16 protein-coding genes are annotated in these 16,550 nt (G+C 41.7%); 15 read left to right on the forward strand and 1 reads right to left on the reverse strand.

Features of this window, described 5'->3' with window-relative positions; translation table 11 throughout:
* Window positions 1-23: 23 nt before the first annotated feature.
* Entirely contained in the window at window positions 24-107 is an 84-nt protein-coding gene (gene spoVM / locus BSO02S_RS14510; RefSeq protein ID WP_035445740.1) for a stage V sporulation protein SpoVM, read from the forward strand.
* A gap of 164 nt (window positions 108-271) precedes the next feature.
* Here spoVM and rpmB read toward each other — a convergent pair whose 3' ends face one another.
* Complete coding sequence (gene rpmB, locus BSO02S_RS14515) at window positions 272-460, reverse strand: 50S ribosomal protein L28 (RefSeq protein ID WP_066068532.1); 189 nt, start codon at window positions 458-460, stop codon at window positions 272-274.
* 351 nt (window positions 461-811) lie between these two features.
* Here rpmB and BSO02S_RS14520 point away from each other — a divergent pair, with 351 nt between their 5' ends.
* The 14 genes from BSO02S_RS14520 to BSO02S_RS14585 all read left to right on the forward strand — a co-directional run bounded on the left by BSO02S_RS14520 (window position 812) and on the right by BSO02S_RS14585 (window position 16,546).
* Window positions 812-1,174, forward strand: a complete 363-nt coding sequence (locus BSO02S_RS14520; RefSeq protein ID WP_066068535.1) for an Asp23/Gls24 family envelope stress response protein — start codon at window positions 812-814, stop codon at window positions 1,172-1,174.
* Between the two features lie 37 nt (window positions 1,175-1,211).
* Entirely contained in the window at window positions 1,212-2,894 is a 1,683-nt protein-coding gene (locus BSO02S_RS14525) for a DAK2 domain-containing protein (protein WP_066068538.1), read from the forward strand.
* A gap of 138 nt (window positions 2,895-3,032) precedes the next feature.
* Window positions 3,033-3,695 (forward strand): L-serine ammonia-lyase, iron-sulfur-dependent subunit beta, encoded by a 663-nt coding sequence (gene sdaAB, locus BSO02S_RS14530; protein WP_066068539.1) that lies wholly within the window; start codon window positions 3,033-3,035, stop codon window positions 3,693-3,695.
* A gap of 48 nt (window positions 3,696-3,743) precedes the next feature.
* On the forward strand, window positions 3,744-4,628 hold the full coding sequence (sdaAA, locus tag BSO02S_RS14535) for an L-serine ammonia-lyase, iron-sulfur-dependent, subunit alpha (protein WP_066068542.1): 885 nt from the start codon (window positions 3,744-3,746) through the stop codon (window positions 4,626-4,628).
* Window positions 4,625-6,673, forward strand: a complete 2,049-nt coding sequence (gene recG, locus BSO02S_RS14540; RefSeq protein WP_066068543.1) for an ATP-dependent DNA helicase RecG — start codon at window positions 4,625-4,627, stop codon at window positions 6,671-6,673. The genes sdaAA and recG overlap by 4 nt, the downstream gene beginning before the upstream one ends.
* Window positions 6,674-7,015: 342 nt before the next feature.
* On the forward strand, window positions 7,016-7,582 hold the full coding sequence (gene fapR / locus BSO02S_RS14545) for a transcription factor FapR (RefSeq protein WP_066068546.1): 567 nt from the start codon (window positions 7,016-7,018) through the stop codon (window positions 7,580-7,582).
* A 13-nt stretch (window positions 7,583-7,595) separates the two neighbouring features.
* The gene (gene plsX / locus BSO02S_RS14550) at window positions 7,596-8,591 is read left to right on the forward strand and encodes a phosphate acyltransferase PlsX (RefSeq protein WP_066068548.1); all 996 of its coding nucleotides are present in this window, start codon (window positions 7,596-7,598) and stop codon (window positions 8,589-8,591) included.
* Window positions 8,592-8,612: 21 nt separating this feature from the next.
* Complete coding sequence (gene fabD, locus BSO02S_RS14555; protein ID WP_066068551.1) at window positions 8,613-9,560, forward strand: ACP S-malonyltransferase; 948 nt, start codon at window positions 8,613-8,615, stop codon at window positions 9,558-9,560.
* Window positions 9,557-10,300 (forward strand): 3-oxoacyl-[acyl-carrier-protein] reductase, encoded by a 744-nt coding sequence (gene fabG / locus BSO02S_RS14560; protein WP_066068554.1) that lies wholly within the window; start codon window positions 9,557-9,559, stop codon window positions 10,298-10,300. The genes fabD and fabG overlap by 4 nt, the downstream gene beginning before the upstream one ends.
* 67 nt (window positions 10,301-10,367) lie before the next feature.
* Window positions 10,368-10,601, forward strand: a complete 234-nt coding sequence (locus tag BSO02S_RS14565) for an acyl carrier protein (protein WP_066068557.1) — start codon at window positions 10,368-10,370, stop codon at window positions 10,599-10,601.
* A gap of 147 nt (window positions 10,602-10,748) precedes the next feature.
* Window positions 10,749-11,489, forward strand: coding sequence for a ribonuclease III (rnc, locus tag BSO02S_RS14570; RefSeq protein WP_066068559.1), 741 nt, complete (start codon window positions 10,749-10,751; stop codon window positions 11,487-11,489).
* 55 nt (window positions 11,490-11,544) lie between these two features.
* On the forward strand, window positions 11,545-15,111 hold the full coding sequence (gene smc / locus BSO02S_RS14575) for a chromosome segregation protein SMC (protein ID WP_066068562.1): 3,567 nt from the start codon (window positions 11,545-11,547) through the stop codon (window positions 15,109-15,111).
* A 16-nt stretch (window positions 15,112-15,127) separates the two neighbouring features.
* Window positions 15,128-16,114: a signal recognition particle-docking protein FtsY gene (gene ftsY / locus BSO02S_RS14580; protein ID WP_066068565.1), complete on the forward strand. Its 987-nt coding sequence runs from the start codon at window positions 15,128-15,130 to the stop codon at window positions 16,112-16,114.
* 99 nt (window positions 16,115-16,213) lie between these two features.
* Window positions 16,214-16,546, forward strand: a complete 333-nt coding sequence (locus tag BSO02S_RS14585) for a putative DNA-binding protein (RefSeq protein ID WP_066068783.1) — start codon at window positions 16,214-16,216, stop codon at window positions 16,544-16,546.
* The last annotated feature ends 4 nt before the right edge of the window (window positions 16,547-16,550 follow it).

A 16,550-nucleotide genomic window follows, 5' to 3' on the forward strand; every position in this document is an offset into this window, starting at 1 on the left:
GGAGATTTGTGAGGAGGGACAGTATGAAATTCTATACGATTAAACTGCCGAAATTTTTAGGCGGACTTGTCCGGGCGATGATTGGTGCGTTTAAGAAAAACGAATAAAAACATACTAAATTTAATTAGTTTCTGTTTATGACCATTTATAACCTTTTGGCACCCGTTTGGGTGCTTTTTATTTTTCCTATTGGGGAAAGATAAAAGAATCACATCAATTGTCCTCTTTTGGACAAAAAATAAAGGACATCCGATTGGATGCCCCACACCTTTTATACTCGTTCAACTTTACCGGATTTTAACGCTCTTGCAGAAACCCAAACACGCTTAGGCTTACCATCAACAAGAATACGTACTTTTTGTAGGTTAGCACCCCATGTACGCTTATTCGCGTTCATTGCGTGAGAACGATTGTTACCAGTAGTTGTTTTCTTACCAGTTATTACACATTGACGTGGCATAATGATTTCCCTCCTTAACTACCAAAAGCTATATACAGCAATCTTTTAGATGCTTCATCTAGATATAGAAAATTGTCCTAAGCAAATTTTCTAGCCTTGAGATACCTTAATAATTTATCATACAACTTATCTGAATGCAAGAGCTGTGTGGAAACCTTTCAAGAAAAAAGCCTTGACAGTCAGAAAAGCGCAAGCTTCCTTTGCGCGATGTCTGCTAGTCGCTGGGCGCTGGAGCCAGACAATTCTCAAAGTTTAAAAATATTAAACAGGCAGGTATGGCTTTCAATATTGGATTGACTATAGTAAAATGACTGTAGTCAAAGAGCAATTTTTCAGGAGGGGGAACGATTCATGTCCATTGAATTGAAAACAAAGTTCGGACAAATTGATATTTCCAACGAAGTAATCGCTACCATCGCTGGAGGAGCGGCAATCGAATGCTACGGTATTGTCGGTATGGCCTCGAAGAATCAAATTAAAGATGGTATTACTGAAATACTACGAAAAGAAAATTTTACTCGGGGCGTGATTGTGCGCCAGGAAAATGAGGCAATACATATTGATATGTACATTATTGTCAGCTATGGAACGAAAATTTCCGAAATTGCCCACAACGTGCAATCAAAGGTTAAATATACCCTCGATAAAACTGTTGGACTTGCCGTGGACTCGGTAAATATTTACGTTCAGGGAGTTCGTGTGACGAACCCGTAAGTTCGTGTGACGAACCTCAAGTAGAGGAGGAAAGTTTGTGTCAATAACAGCATTAGATGGAAGGCGTTTTGCCGAGATGGTAATTCAAGGTGCCAATCATTTGGCTGCAAATGCAAAAATGGTTGATGCCTTAAACGTTTTTCCCGTACCCGATGGTGATACAGGAACAAATATGAATTTATCAATGACATCCGGGGCGAAGGAAGTAAAAAATAATATTCAGGAACATATTGGTAAAGTTGGGGTGGCCCTCTCTAAAGGATTGCTAATGGGGGCACGCGGAAATTCTGGAGTCATCCTTTCCCAGTTATTTCGTGGTTTTTCAAAGGCCGTTGAAACGAAGGCACAAATATCCGGGGAAGATTTCGCGCATGCTTTAGAGGCAGGTGTTGAAACGGCATATAAAGCGGTTATGAAGCCTGTCGAAGGAACCATTTTAACAGTTGCAAAAGATTCAGCGAAGAAGGGTGTTCAGGCTGCCCAAAATTCGAATGATATAATCGTCATTATGGAAGAAGTATTACGGGAGGCGAAGGCTTCCCTAAAGCGCACACCTGACCTGCTTCCTGTTTTAAAGGAAGTTGGCGTAGTTGATAGTGGTGGACAAGGTCTTGTTTTCGTTTATGAGGGCTTTCTTGCGGTGCTTAAAGGTGAGGAGCTTCCGGAATCATCAGACTTGCTTCCTTCGATGAACGAGTTGGTTAGTGCAGAACATCACAAAAGTGTCCAAAGCCATATGAATACCGAAGATATCGAATTTGGCTATTGTACAGAATTTATGGTTCGGTTTGAATCAGATAAAGTGACCAAGCATCCATTCAATGAAGGTGTTTTCCGCAATGATCTCAGTCAATTGGGAGATTCTTTATTAGTGATTGCCGATGAAGATGTAGTTAAGGTGCATATTCATTCTGAACAACCTGGCGAAGTCTTAAGCTACGGACAGCGGTATGGGAACTTAATTAATATGAAAATAGAAAACATGCGTCAACAGCATTCCAATATTGTCGGCGAAATACCTACTGCGTTAGCCACTAAGCATCCTGGGTCATCAAAAGAACTTCAGGAATATGGAATTGTGACAGTTTCCATGGGTTCAGGGATTGCGGATTTATTCAAAAGTATTGGGGCGCATGCCGTTATTGAAGGCGGGCAAACGATGAATCCGAGTACAGAGGATCTCGTGAAAGCGGTGAAGGAAGTACATGCCAAAAAGGTATTTATTTTACCGAATAATAAAAACATTATAATGGCTGCGAACCAGGCAGCCGATGTTTCTGAGGAAGAAATTTATGTGATACCGTCCAAAACTGTCCCTCAAGGACTTTCTGCACTGTTAGCATTTAATCCCTCCGCAGGTCTACAAGCGAATGAAACCGCGATGAACGATGCCTTAAAGCACGTAAAGACTGGTCAAATCACCTTTGCTGTACGTGATACGCAAATTGATGGCTTAGAAATCGAGAAAGATGATTTCATGGGTATTGCTGAAGGGAAAATTGTCGTAAAGAACAAGAATAAAGGAAAAGTAGCTGAAGATCTCCTTTCACAAATGTTGGATGAGGATTCTGAAATCTTGACAATCATTTATGGTGAAGATGTGACAGAAGCGGAAGTAACCACCCTAACAGATTTTGTGGAGGAAAAATTTGCCGATGTGGAAATAGAAATCCATAACGGCGGGCAGCCACTGTATTCTTTTATCTTTTCAATTGAATAAGGAACAGCTAAAATAGAAGGGAACCTCCACTAGTGGAGGAAACCCTTCTTTTTTTGTGAAAAAACGATGGAATTGGATTATCTTAATCAAAACATAAGAGTTTCAAATATATAAATTAGTGTTAAGGGGGAGAAGCGTGTGAAGTTTAGAAGCGTATTTGATATCATTGGTCCGGTCATGATAGGTCCATCCAGTTCGCATACGGCCGGAGCAGCAAGAATAGGCAGAGTGGCAAGAAGCCTCTTTGGCAGAGAGCCAAAATGGGCAAATATCTCTTTATATGGTTCCTTTGCTAAAACCTATAAAGGTCATGGGACGGATGTAGCCATCGTTGGCGGCCTTCTAGATTTTGATACCGATGATGTAAGAATTATCAAGGCCATTGAGATCGCCAATGAAAAAGGGATGAAGCTTCGTTTTATTGAAGAAGATGCGGTTACTGATCACCCTAACACTGCAAGGATCATTATTGGTGATCATAACGGGGAGCTTGAATTGGTCGGGATATCAATTGGCGGCGGGAAAATTGAAGTGACGGAGCTAAACGGCTTTGAATTAAAGCTATCAGGAAATCATCCGGCCATCCTCGTGGTCCATAATGACCGCTTTGGGGCGATTGCCGGTGTAGCCAACATTCTTGCAAAATATGAAATTAATATTGGCCACATGGAGGTTTCACGGAAAGAGCAAGGAAAGCTTGCCCTTATGACGATTGAGGTCGATCAAAACATTGATGATAAAATTCTTGATGAGCTCGAACAGCTCCCTAATATATTAAAAGTCACAAAAATTGTTGATTAAAAGAAAAGCAGAAGCGCTGGAGCTAGACATCGATAAGGGGGAAGATATGTGTTTCGTAATGCAGCTGAATTAGTTGAAATGGCCAACAGTCAAAATAAAAAAATATCAGAAATCATGATTGAGCAAGAGGTTACCGTAACAGGCCGCTCTAGAGAAGAAGTCATGTCCTTTATGGATAGAAACCTTAAGGTTATGGAGGAAGCTGTTGAAAGAGGGATTAAAGGGGTCAAGTCACATTCGGGCTTAACAGGCGGCGACGCGGTCCTTCTCCAAAAATATATTGAAAAAGGAAACTTTTTAACAGGTGAAACCATCCTTGATGCTGTTAGTAAAGCGGTCGCCACAAATGAAGTGAATGCTGCAATGGGAACCATTTGTGCAACGCCGACTGCAGGTTCAGCGGGTGTAGTCCCGGGAACATTATTTGCGGTCCAAAAAAAACTTAACCCAACAAGAGAGCAGATGATTTCATTTCTTTTTACGGCAGGTGCATTCGGATTTATCGTTGCCAATAATGCCTCCATCTCCGGCGCAGCCGGCGGCTGCCAAGCGGAGGTTGGCTCAGCAGCAGGAATGGCTGCGGCAGCGATTGTAGAACTGGCAGGCGGCACGCCACAGCAATGTGCGGAAGCGATGGCCATTACATTAAAAAACATGCTCGGTTTAGTTTGTGATCCAGTTGCGGGTCTTGTAGAAGTTCCATGTGTGAAACGAAATGCAATGGGTGCAGCCAATGCGATGGTCGCAGCTGATATGGCGTTAGCAGGAATAACGAGCCGCATCCCATGTGATGAAGTTATTGATGCGATGTATAAAATCGGTCAATCGATGCCATCTGCACTTAAAGAAACAGCGCAGGGAGGGTTGGCGGCTACACCGACAGGTCGTGCACTAGAAGCGAAAATCTTCGGTATACCGCTCAATAAAAAGTGAATATAAACCTAAACCAATCAGTAACGGCATTAAAGGGAATTGGGGAAGAAACGGCTGAAATCTTTTCGGAAATGAAAATCTATACCATTCATGATTTATTGGAGTATTTTCCTTATCGCTATGAAGACTATTCGCTAAAGGATTTAACGGAAGTGATTCATGATGAGAAGGTAACAGTCGAAGGGAAGGTTCATAGCGAGCCTTCTCTTGTCTATTATGGCCGGAAGAAATCCAAGCTGACCATCAGGCTTTTCGTCCAGTCATACTTGATTAAAGTCGTCTTTTTTAACCAGCCTTATTTAAAAAATAAAATCGTCATCAATGAAACCATTACCGTAACCGGAAAATGGGATGCCCACAGACAAACCATCACAGCGAATGAAATGCAGGCAGGTCCAAATAGCAAACCAAAGGAATTTGAACCAGTTTACTCTTTAAAGGGCAAATTAACGACAAAAGGAATGCGAAAATTTATTAACCTTGCTTTTCAACAATATGGCAGCTTTCTTGAAGAAACACTGCCACCAGTCTTTATTAATAAATACCGGCTCCCTTGCAGACAGGATGCCATCAAAGCTATGCATTTTCCTAGTTGTCAAGAAGATGTAAAACAAGCGAGACGGCGCTTTGTCTATGAAGAATTTCTTTTGTTTCAATTAAAAATGCAAGCATTAAGAAAATTTGAACGAGAGCATTCCCCTGGCATCACGCAAAACTATGATTTAAAAAAATTAACAGAATTTATCAATACCCTTCCTTTTCCGTTAACAAATGCCCAAAAACGGGTGGTTAATGAAGTGTTGGCGGAATTAAAATCGCCATTTCGGATGAATCGTCTATTGCAAGGGGATGTAGGGTCTGGGAAAACTGTCGTTGCAGCGATTGGTTTGTATGCCTGTGTGACAGCGGGCTTTCAAGGGGCGCTAATGGTTCCTACAGAAATCTTAGCAGAACAGCATGCTGAATCCTTAAAAAGCCTTTTAGAACCTTTTAAGGTAAGGTGCGAGCTGCTAACGAGTTCCGTCAAAGGGAAACGCCGCCGGGAACTCCTTCAGGATTTAGCGGACGGAGAAGTAGATATTTTAATTGGCACTCATGCTCTTATTCAGGATGAGGTTGTTTTTAAAAGACTTGGCTTTGTGATTACGGATGAACAGCATCGCTTTGGTGTGGAACAGCGAAGAGTGTTAAGGGAAAAAGGAGAAAATCCTGATGTCCTGTTTATGACCGCAACGCCAATACCTAGAACACTAGCAATCACGGTATTTGGTGAAATGGATGTTTCCATCATTGACGAAATGCCAGCTGGAAGAAAAACAATTGAGACATACTGGGCAAAACCGGAAATGCTTGAGCGTGTTCTAGTCTTTGTCGAAAAGGAATTAATGAAGGGGCATCAGGCCTATGTCATTTGCCCATTAATTGAGGAATCGGACAAGCTTGATGTCCAAAATGCCATTGATGTCCATACGACACTAAGCCACTATTTCCATAACCGTTATCAGGCGGGCCTCATGCATGGCCGACTGAGTTCCGATGAAAAGGATTCGGTTATGAAAGCGTTTAGTGCAAATGAAGTACAGGTGCTTGTATCAACAACTGTTGTTGAGGTTGGGGTGAATGTACCGAATGCAACGATGATGGTTATTTACGATGCTGAACGGTTTGGACTTTCACAGCTGCACCAGCTCCGCGGGCGCGTTGGGCGCGGAAGCGATCAATCCTATTGTATTTTACTCGCAAACCCAAAGTCTGAAGTGGGACAAGAGCGGATGAGAACCATGACAGAAACGAACGACGGATTTGAATTGAGTGAAAAGGATCTGGAATTAAGAGGACCAGGTGACTTTTTTGGCAGAAAGCAAAGCGGTGTTCCCGAATTTAAGGTCGCAGATATGGTCCATGACTACCGTGCCCTTGAAACAGCAAGAAATGACGCGGCGTTACTGATTCAGTCCGAAACCTTCTGGACCGCTCCTGAATATCAGCACTTAAGAAAAGGGCTTGAAGTGTCAGGTGTCCTAGAAGGAGAAAAGCTAGATTAACCCATTACTTTTCTACTTAATTTTATTTTTTAAAGGAATACTAAAAAGAAGGCTGTATTAGAGGTCATTATTGATTTTGTACTATGTTGATTGGAGCGGAAGGCGCGAGACTCCTGCGGGAGTACGGGGCAGGGGAGACCCCACAGGCGCTTCAGCGCCGAGGAGGCTCCCCGGCACGCCCGCGGAAAGCGAAGCGCCTGGAGCGCAAATCAACAGGCAAGTTAACACAGCCAAAAAAAAGCAGATAGTAAGAATGAAAATTTAATTCTTGCAATCTGCTTTTTTAAATTTTATACTACTCTTAGTACCTAGTCATAAGATCTCGGAACGGTGTGAAAAATGATGAGAAAAAGTAAAAAAGAACGTCAAAAATTGTTGACGTCGACCATAGAAAATAATCTATTTATTACCGATGAAGACTTAGCGGAAAAATTTCAGGTTAGTGTCCAAACGATTCGGCTGGATCGGTTAGAATTATCGATACCAGAACTCCGTGAACGAATTAAAACGGTGGCCGAAAAACGTTTCGAAGATGAAGTCCGTTCCCTGCCGCTTGAGGAAGTTATTGGTGAAATTATTGATATAGAATTAGATCATAGTGCGATATCGATTTTTGATGTAAAGGAAGAACATGTCTTTAGGAGAAATAATATTGCCCGCGGGCACCATGTTTTTGCCCAGGCAAACTCCCTTGCTGTCGCTGTAATTAATGATGAATTAGCATTAACTGCAAAAGCCAATATCCAATTTAAACGTTTGGTAAAATTAAATGAACGGGTTATTGCCAAAGCAAAAGTAACGAAAATTGATGAGAATGCTGGCAGAACGTTTGTTGAAGTGACAAGTTTTGTGAATAATGAGACTGTGTTTACTGGAGAATTTGAAATGTACCGTTCGAAAAATCGTTAAAGGATGAGGCAAAATGAAATTAGCAATCGATGCCATGGGCGGCGACAATGCCCCAAAAGAAATCGTATTAGGCGCAATGAAAGCCGTTCAGGCATTTTCAGATATACATATCACCCTTGTCGGGGACGAAAATAAAATTAACGAAACATTAACAGTTCATGAGCGGATTTCAGTTTTACATACAACCGAGGTTATACTTGGAACCGATGAACCGGTGCGCGCGGTTCGACGTAAGAAAAATGCCTCGATGGTACTTGCAGCCCAGCAAGTAGCGGAAGGATTGGCAGATGCCTGCCTCTCTGCAGGGAATACAGGGGCATTAATGGCAGCAGGTCTTTTCGTTGTTGGAAGAATTGAAGGGATTGACCGCCCTGCCTTAGCGCCCACACTGCCAACCATCGGAGGGGAGGGCTTCCTGCTCCTTGATGTCGGAGCAAATGCCGATGCCAAACCTGAGCATTTGCTACAAAATGCAATAATGGGTTCCATATACAGTGAAAAGGTTAGAGGCATAGCAAACCCTCGTGTTGGCCTTTTAAATATCGGAACGGAAGAAAAGAAAGGGAATGAGCTGACAAGAAACGCTTTTGACCTTTTAAAATCTGCAAATCTTAATTTTATCGGCAATGTTGAGGCCAGGGATTTACTTGATGGTGCTGCGGATGTGGTCGTAACGGATGGTTTTACGGGCAACATGGTATTGAAGACCATTGAAGGAACTGCCCTGTCCATGTTTAAAATGTTAAAAACGGCTTTAATGAGCAATTTCAAAAGTAAATTAGCGGCTGCAGTGTTGAAACCAAATCTTATGACTTTAAAAAATACAATGGATTATTCTGAATATGGCGGGGCTGCCCTTTTTGGCTTAAACTCCCCAGTCATCAAAGCGCATGGCTCATCAAACGGACAGTCCATCTTTAGTGCGATTCGGCAGACAAGGGACATGGTAAATTATGATGTCGTTGGATTAATAAAACAAACGGTAGAAAATGCAAGTCCTTCTAAATAGGATGATAAGGGAGTGCTTAGAATGGGTAAAATAGCCTTTGTGTTTCCCGGCCAAGGATCACAAGCAGTTGGGATGGGAAAAGCGTTAGCAGAAAAACACGCTGATGTCATGGAATATTTTATGAAAGCAGATAAAACGCTAAATTCTCAGTTGAGTAAGCTTATTTTTGAAGGACCAAAAGAAGAATTGACGTTGACGATTAATACACAGCCTGCCTTGTTAACAACAAGTATAGCTATATTAGACTTTTTCAAAAAGTCCGGGATTAAAGCGGACTTTGCCGCTGGTCATAGCTTAGGAGAATATACTGCTCTTGTAGCTGCAGGTGCACTTACCTTTGAGGAAGGCGTCTATGCCGTACGGAAACGGGGCGAGTTTATGGAGAATGCCGTTCCAAATGGTGAAGGTTCCATGGCTGCTGTATTAGGACTTGATCGTGATAAGCTTGCAGCGGTAACCAAAGAAGTGAGTGATTCAGGTGTACCAGTTTCTTTAGCTAATTTAAATTGTCCAGGACAAATTGTCATTTCCGGGTCGAAACAAGGGGTAGAGTTAGCAGGGGTGAAAGCAAAAGATGCTGGGGCGAAAAGAGTGCTGGCCTTAGAAGTAAGCGGCCCTTTTCATTCTACTTTAATGAAACCTGCGGCAGACCAATTGCGTGAGGTTTTAGATGGCATTGAAATGAAAGATGCTTCCATTCCGGTCGTGGTAAATGTTACTGCAGAACCAATTAGTTCTGCTCCTGAGTTCAAGGATAAATTAATTGAACAGTTATATTCCCCGGTATTATGGGAAGACTCCGTCGTGAAAATGATTGAGCTTGGCGTGGATACCTTCATTGAAATTGGTCCTGGAAAGGTCCTTTCCGGCTTGATCAAAAAAATTGATAAAACGGTAAAAACTTATTCGGTGTCAGACGCTGAAAGTGCGCAGGCAGCAATAGAAGCGCTAAAGGAGGAAAAACTATGAGTTTAGCAGGGAAAGCAGCCCTTGTAACTGGCGCATCGCGCGGGATCGGCAGAGAAATTGCCCTGGAACTTGCAAGACAGGGTGCGGATGTTGCAGTAAATTTTTCAGGCAGTGAGGCAAAAGCAAATGAGGTCGTGGATGAAATTAAGGCCCTTGGCAGGGATTCTTTCGCAGTAAAATGTAATGTATCAAATGCAGAAGAAGTGGCTGAAATGGTTAAAGCGTCGATTGACCACTTTGGTAAGCTTGATATTCTTGTTAATAACGCGGGAATTACAAGGGATAATTTATTAATGAGAATGAAAGAAACGGAATGGGACGATGTTATCAACATTAACCTAAAGGGAGTTTTCCTTTGCACAAAAGCGGTAACGAGGCAAATGATGAAGCAGCGGGTTGGCCGCATCATTAATATAGCCTCCATTGTCGGTGTCAGCGGGAATCCGGGACAGGCGAACTATGTGGCAGCAAAAGCCGGAGTTATTGGTTTAACAAAGACAACAGCAAAGGAGCTTGCTTCTCGAAATATTACCGTCAATGCTATTGCACCGGGATTTATTACGACTGATATGACGGATAAATTACCTGAAGAGGTCAAGGCAGAAATGTTAAAACAGATTCCTTTGGCTCGTTTAGGAGAGCCTAAAGATATCGCGAAAATGACGGCATTCCTTGCATCTGATGATTCTTCCTATATAACAGGACAAACCCTTCATATTGACGGCGGAATGGTTATGTGATTTTAAAAAACATGGTGTATTTATTGAATGAAATACTCTATAATAGCTTGAGGGGAGGTGAACAAGCATGGCAGAGGTATTAGAACGTGTTACAAAAATCATCGTAGACCGCTTAGGTGTTGATGAGTCTCAAGTTAAGCTTGAAGCTTCATTTAAAGATGATCTTGGCGCTGATTCCCTTGACGTAGTTGAATTAGTAATGGAATTAGAAGATGAGTTCGATATGGAAATTTCTGACGATGATGCTGAAAAAATTAGCACGGTTGGTGACGCTGTTAGTTACATAAATAACCTTAAGTAATCTCGTTAGATTTATTCATAAAGCTCCGTTTCCAAACGGGGCTTTATTCTGTATGATAGAACTTGGCAGAACTATCTGCCAAGTTTCTTTGTGTTTTATAGTTGGATATAATAGTGTGTAAATTAGATGCAAGGTGGAGACGTTTTTATGCGCAAGAACAATAAGGAAAAAGAGTTGAATAATCGCGCAATAGAAAATCTATTCAAGGATTTTCAGGACAAAATCGGAATTTCAATTGAAAATGAAAAGCTATTAAAACAAGCTTTTACTCATTCATCCTATGTGAATGAGCATCGCAGAAAGCCTTTTGAAGATAATGAAAGGCTTGAATTTTTAGGAGATGCAGTCCTTGAGCTGACCGTGTCCCAATTTCTCTTCAAAAAATATCCCACAATGACAGAAGGAGAATTGACGAAACTCCGAGCTGCGATTGTTTGTGAGCCATCGCTTGTTGTTTTTGCGAACGAGCTTAGCTTTGGGAAATTAATTTTGCTAGGGAAAGGTGAAGAACTGACGGGTGGCAGAGCTCGTCCAGCTTTACTTGCAGACGTTTTTGAGGCCTTTATTGGGGCCCTCTATTTGGACCAAGGGATTGAAACGGTCATTAAATTCCTTGAAAAGACTGTTTTTCCTAAAATAAATGCAGGTGCTTTTTCTCATGTGATGGATTTTAAAAGCCAATTGCAGGAATTAATTCAACGGGATGGGACAGGTGCACTTGAATATCGTGTCCTCCAAGAAATAGGTCCGGCCCATAATAAGGAATTTGTTTCTAGAGTATCCTTGAATGGTAAGGAATTAGGAGTAGGGACTGGGAAGTCAAAGAAGGAAGCGGAACAGAATGCTGCGCAAATGGCACTGGACCTATTAAAAGAAAAAACAACCTAGAAATAACAAGATGTTGCAAGATGTGCCCCGCTTGCATGCAAGGGAGGAAAATGAAGTGTATTTAAAACGGTTGGACATCCTTGGTTTTAAATCATTCGCTGATCGCATCGGTGTTGATTTTGTTCCTGGCGTAACCGCTGTTGTAGGTCCGAATGGGAGCGGAAAAAGCAATATTACCGATGCAATCCGCTGGGTGTTGGGTGAACAGTCGGCAAAATCCCTCAGAGGGAGCAAAATGGAAGATATAATCTTCGGTGGCAGTGATTCAAGAAGGCCGCTGAATATTGCTGAAGTTACCTTAACATTAGATAATCAGAATCATGGGTTGTCGCTTGATTATAACGAGGTAAGCGTCACAAGGAGAGTCTCCCGATCGGGTGACAGTGAATTTTTAATAAATAATCAGCCGTGCCGATTAAAGGATATTATCGATTTGTTTATGGACTCTGGGCTGGGAAGAGAAGCGTTCTCAATTATTAGCCAAGGAAAAGTGGAAGAAATCTTAAATAGTAAAGCCGAAGACCGAAGAACTATTTTTGAAGAAGCGGCCGGGGTTTTAAAATATAAAAACCGCAAGAAAAAGGCGGAAGTAAAATTGTTCGAAACCCAGGACAATTTAAATCGTGTGAATGATATTTTACACGAGCTAGAAAGCCAAGTAGAACCATTAAAGATGCAAGCATCGATGGCAAAAGACTTTTTAGAAAAAAAAGAGGAACTTGAAAAATTTGAAGTGGCTCTAACGGTCTATGAAATTGAAGACCAGCACCGGAAATGGGAGCATTTATCAAAACAATTGGAAGAACATCAACAGGAAGAGCTGAAGCTTTCTTCTAGCCTGCAAGTAAAGGAAGCCAAAATCGTCGAAATAAGGGACCAAATTTCAGCGCTTGATGAGTCGATTACAGACCTGCAAAATGTGCTTCTACATGCCAGTGAGGAGCTAGAAAAGCTTGAAGGTCGTAAAGAGGTATTAAAGGAACGAAAGAAAAATGCAGCACAAAATAAAGAACAGCTTACAACCAATATCTGTGAATTAACCGAAAGAGTTAACCAGTTCAAAAATAACCGTAGCAAGCTCGCTGAGACTGTCGGGATTCTTGAACAACAGGTTAAACAACTTCAAGCTCAGTTAAAAGAAAAACAGGGAAAATTACAGTTATATTCCGAAAACATCGAAGAAAAAATTGATTTATTAAAAAGTGAATATATTGAATTACTAAACGATCAAGCAGGCGCAAAAAATGAATTAAAATATATTGAGCAGCAGCTTGAACAGCAGGAAAGAAAGAGTGCGCGTCTTGATGTTGAAAATGATAAATTTATCCAGGATCGACAAATAGCTGAGAGTAAAAAAGGTAAAATTCTATCAGCTTTAGATCAAATTCAACAGAAGCTTGCGGATCAAACAGCCGCCTTTCGGGATAAGCAGCGAAAGCTTGAGACAACAAAAAATAATTATCAAAAACAAGAAAAGACCTTGTATCAGGCCTATCAGATTCTTGCGCAGGCAAAGTCAAGAAAAGAAATGCTTGAAGAAATGGAAGAAGATTATTCAGGCTTTTTCCAAGGTGTAAAAGAAATCCTTAAGGCCCGCGGGAAAAAACTCGAGGGAATAGAAGGCGCCGTGGCCGAGCTTGTGACAGTTCCAAAAGAGTACGAAACGGCACTGGAGACAGCATTTGGCGGTGCATTGCAGCATATTGTTGTCGATACGGAACAAAATGCCCGTGCAGGCATCCGCTATTTAAAACAGAACGCCTTTGGCAGAGCCACCTTTTTACCGCTGAGTGTCGTGAAGGGAAGATCATTGTCGTCTGCACAGTTGTCATCCATTCAACTGCATCCGTCTTTAGTTGGAACCGCCGTAAGTCTTGTCAAATTTGAGCAAAGGTATGCGGAGGTCATGAATAACCTCCTTGGGAATGTCGTGATCACCAAGGATTTAAAAGGCGCCAATGAATTGGCGAAAATTCTGCAATACCGCTGTCGTTTGGTGACGCTGGATGGAGATATTGTTAATCCAGGCGGCTCAATGACGGGTGGAGCGGTTAAACAAAAAACAACTTCTTTATTAACACGCAAAGGGGAGCTGGAGGATTTAACAGCAAAGCTTGTGGTAATGGAAGAAAAAACGATTGAATTAGAACGTCTTGTAAAAACGTTAAAAGAAGATGTGCAAAACTCGGAAATACAGCTTGAAGGCATTCGCAAAGACGGGGAAGAATTAAGGTTAAATGAACAGTCCTTGAAAGGGGACCTTCTTCATGCAGAGATTGAAGAAAAGAATATTAATGACCGATTAGCGATTTATGATCTCGAAAAGAAACAATTCTTCGATGAACAAACGACCCTTTTGAAAAGGAAAACGGAACGATCCGAGGCGATGGAGACCTGCCAGGTAATGATTTTAGCGCTTGATAATCAAATAGTGACGCTTACTGAACAAAAGACGAATGATTCAACATCGAAAGAAATGCTTATCAACGAAATGAATGACTTAAAAGTAGCGTTCGCAGCTAAAAATGAGCAGTATTTGAATGCAAAGGAACGGTATACACTCGTTAAGAAGGATTTTGAAGAGAGCGAACAAAAGCTTGCCCTTTATACAGATGATCTTAACCTGTTAACCTCGGAAATGACGAACAGTTCATCGGGGGAGGAACAGCTAGAAGCTGCTGCTAAAAGAAAACAACAAGATAAAGAAGCAACGTTACAGTTAATTACTGCTCGGAGACAGGAACGGCTGACATTACAGGGTTCACTTGAGGACTCAGAATTGGAAGCGAAAGAACTGAAGAGACTTCACAGAGGGATGATTATCGTTTTAAAAGACGAGGAAGTAAAAATCAATCGTATGGATGTGGAGCTTGAAAACCGTCTTACCCATCTTAGAGAGGAATACTTATTGTCCTTTGAAGGTGCGAAGGAGCAATATCCATTAACGATTCCCATAGAAGAGGCGAGGAAAAAGGTTAAATTAATTAAGCTGGCCATTGAGGAGCTTGGCAATGTCAATGTCGGTGCGATTGAAGAATATGAGCGTGTCTCTGAGCGCTATCTGTTTCTAAATGAACAGAAGAACGATCTTCAAGAAGCAAAAGATACCCTTTACCAGGTGATTGATGAAATGGATGCGGTAATGAAAAAACGTTTTGAACAAACCTTCAACGGGATTCGAGAACATTTCGAACCGGTGTTTCAAGCGCTTTTTGGCGGCGGTCGGGCAGATTTGGTTCTTACGGCACCGGAGGATTTATTAACGACCGGTGTGGAAATTGTCGCGCAGCCGCCAGGTAAAAAGCTTCAAAACCTTGGTTTATTATCGGGCGGGGAGCGTGCTCTAACAGCAATTGCCCTCCTGTTCTCGATTTTAAAAGTACGTCCCGTTCCGTTCTGTATTCTCGATGAAGTTGAAGCTGCCCTGGATGAGGCGAATGTATACCGTTTCAGCCAATATTTAAAGCGGTACAGCAAGGAAACACAATTTATCGTGATCACCCATCGCAAAGGGACGATGGAGGAGGCGGACGTCCTATACGGGGTTACCATGCAGGAATCAGGTGTTTCAAAGCTTGTATCTGTTCGCTTAGAGGATACGAAGGAACTTGTTGAAACTTAACTAAGGAAGTGAAAGCATGAGCTTTTTTAAAAAATTAAAAGAAAAAATTACGAAATCGACGGATACAGTAACAGAAAAGTTTAAGGAAGGTCTGACGAAAACTAGGGATAGCTTTTCTGGAAAAGTAAACGATCTTGTTGCCCGCTATAGAAAAGTCGATGAAGACTTCTTTGAAGAATTAGAAGAAATTCTGATTCAAGCCGATGTTGGCTTTGAGACGGTAATGGAGCTGATAGATGAGCTCAAGATGGAAGTAAAGCGCAGAAACATCCAAGACCCACGTGAAGTTCAAAGTGTTATTTCCGAGAAGCTGGTTGATATTTACAATGCCGGGGAAGAGCAATCCTCGCAGTTGAATATTCAAAAGGACGGTCTCACCGTTATGTTATTCGTTGGGGTTAATGGTGTTGGTAAAACCACGACTATCGGAAAACTTAGCTATAAGTTTAAGAATGAAGGGAAGAAGGTCATGTTAGCGGCAGGTGACACCTTCCGGGCCGGTGCCATCGAACAGCTTGAGGTTTGGGGAGAAAGAGTGGGCGTCGATGTGATTAAGCAGGCAGAAGGGTCTGACCCTGCAGCCGTCATGTTTGATGCAATTTCTGCGGCAAAATCCCGTCAAGCAGATATTTTGTTATGTGATACAGCAGGTCGTTTGCAAAACAAAGTGAACTTGATGAAAGAGCTTGAAAAGGTAAAGCGAGTGATTGAGCGGGAAATTCCAGGTGCACCGCATGAAGTGATTCTAGTTCTTGATGCGACAACAGGTCAAAATGCTCTTATTCAGGCAAAAACGTTTAAAGAAGTGACCAACGTCAGTGGAATTGTTCTTTCGAAATTAGATGGGACAGCAAAGGGCGGGATTGTTCTTGCGATTCGTAATGAATTAAAAATTCCCGTAAAATTTGTCGGTCTGGGTGAAAAAATGGATGATCTCCAGGAATTTGATGCGGAAAGATACGTGTATGGATTATTTGCCGATGAAGTGGAAAAAGCGGAATAATCATGTAAAGATAGTATCTTGACAGATATTGTCTGACCCTGTAAACTACTTGTGTAAAGGCTTTTCACTTAACATGGCATTGGAGGGAACCCTAGCATGATGCTTGAAAAGACAACACGAATGAATTATCTTTATGATTTTTACTATTCGTTGTTAACGCCAAAGCAGCAAAGCTATATGTCTCTCTATTATTTAGATGATTACTCCCTTGGAGAAATTGCTGAAGAGTATGACGTAAGCCGCCAAGCCGTTTATGATAATATTAAACGGACGGAAGCAATGCTTGAAGAGTACGAGGAAAAGCTGCTATTATTTCAGAAATTTCAAGAGCGCTCAAAACTTTTAAGGCACGCAAAAGAATTGCTTATTGAGGAGAACACTTCAAAGCAGGCAATGTTAGAAACCGTTGCCGAGCTTGAGAAATTAGATTAGGAGG

The organism is Neobacillus soli NBRC 102451 (genome assembly GCF_001591665.1).
GTDB lineage: Bacteria > Bacillota > Bacilli > Bacillales > Cytobacillaceae > Neobacillus > Neobacillus soli.

Bases quoted from the DNA above. Each gene is read 5' to 3' on its own strand.
- fabG (WP_066068554.1), top strand. From the start codon at position 9,557: ATGAGTTTAGCAGGGAAAGCAGCCCTTGTAACTGGCGCATCGCGCGGG.
- ftsY (WP_066068565.1), top strand. From the start codon at position 15,128: ATGAGCTTTTTTAAAAAATTAAAAGAAAAAATTACGAAATCGACGGAT.
- plsX (WP_066068548.1), top strand. From the start codon at position 7,596: ATGAAATTAGCAATCGATGCCATGGGCGGCGACAATGCCCCAAAAGAA.
- rpmB (WP_066068532.1), bottom strand. From the start codon at position 460: ATGCCACGTCAATGTGTAATAACTGGTAAGAAAACAACTACTGGTAAC.
- fapR (WP_066068546.1), top strand. From the start codon at position 7,016: ATGAGAAAAAGTAAAAAAGAACGTCAAAAATTGTTGACGTCGACCATA.
- BSO02S_RS14520 (WP_066068535.1), top strand. From the start codon at position 812: ATGTCCATTGAATTGAAAACAAAGTTCGGACAAATTGATATTTCCAAC.
- BSO02S_RS14565 (WP_066068557.1), top strand. From the start codon at position 10,368: ATGGCAGAGGTATTAGAACGTGTTACAAAAATCATCGTAGACCGCTTA.
- rnc (WP_066068559.1), top strand. From the start codon at position 10,749: ATGCGCAAGAACAATAAGGAAAAAGAGTTGAATAATCGCGCAATAGAA.
- spoVM (WP_035445740.1), top strand. From the start codon at position 24: ATGAAATTCTATACGATTAAACTGCCGAAATTTTTAGGCGGACTTGTC.
- fabD (WP_066068551.1), top strand. From the start codon at position 8,613: ATGGGTAAAATAGCCTTTGTGTTTCCCGGCCAAGGATCACAAGCAGTT.
- BSO02S_RS14585 (WP_066068783.1), top strand. From the start codon at position 16,214: ATGCTTGAAAAGACAACACGAATGAATTATCTTTATGATTTTTACTAT.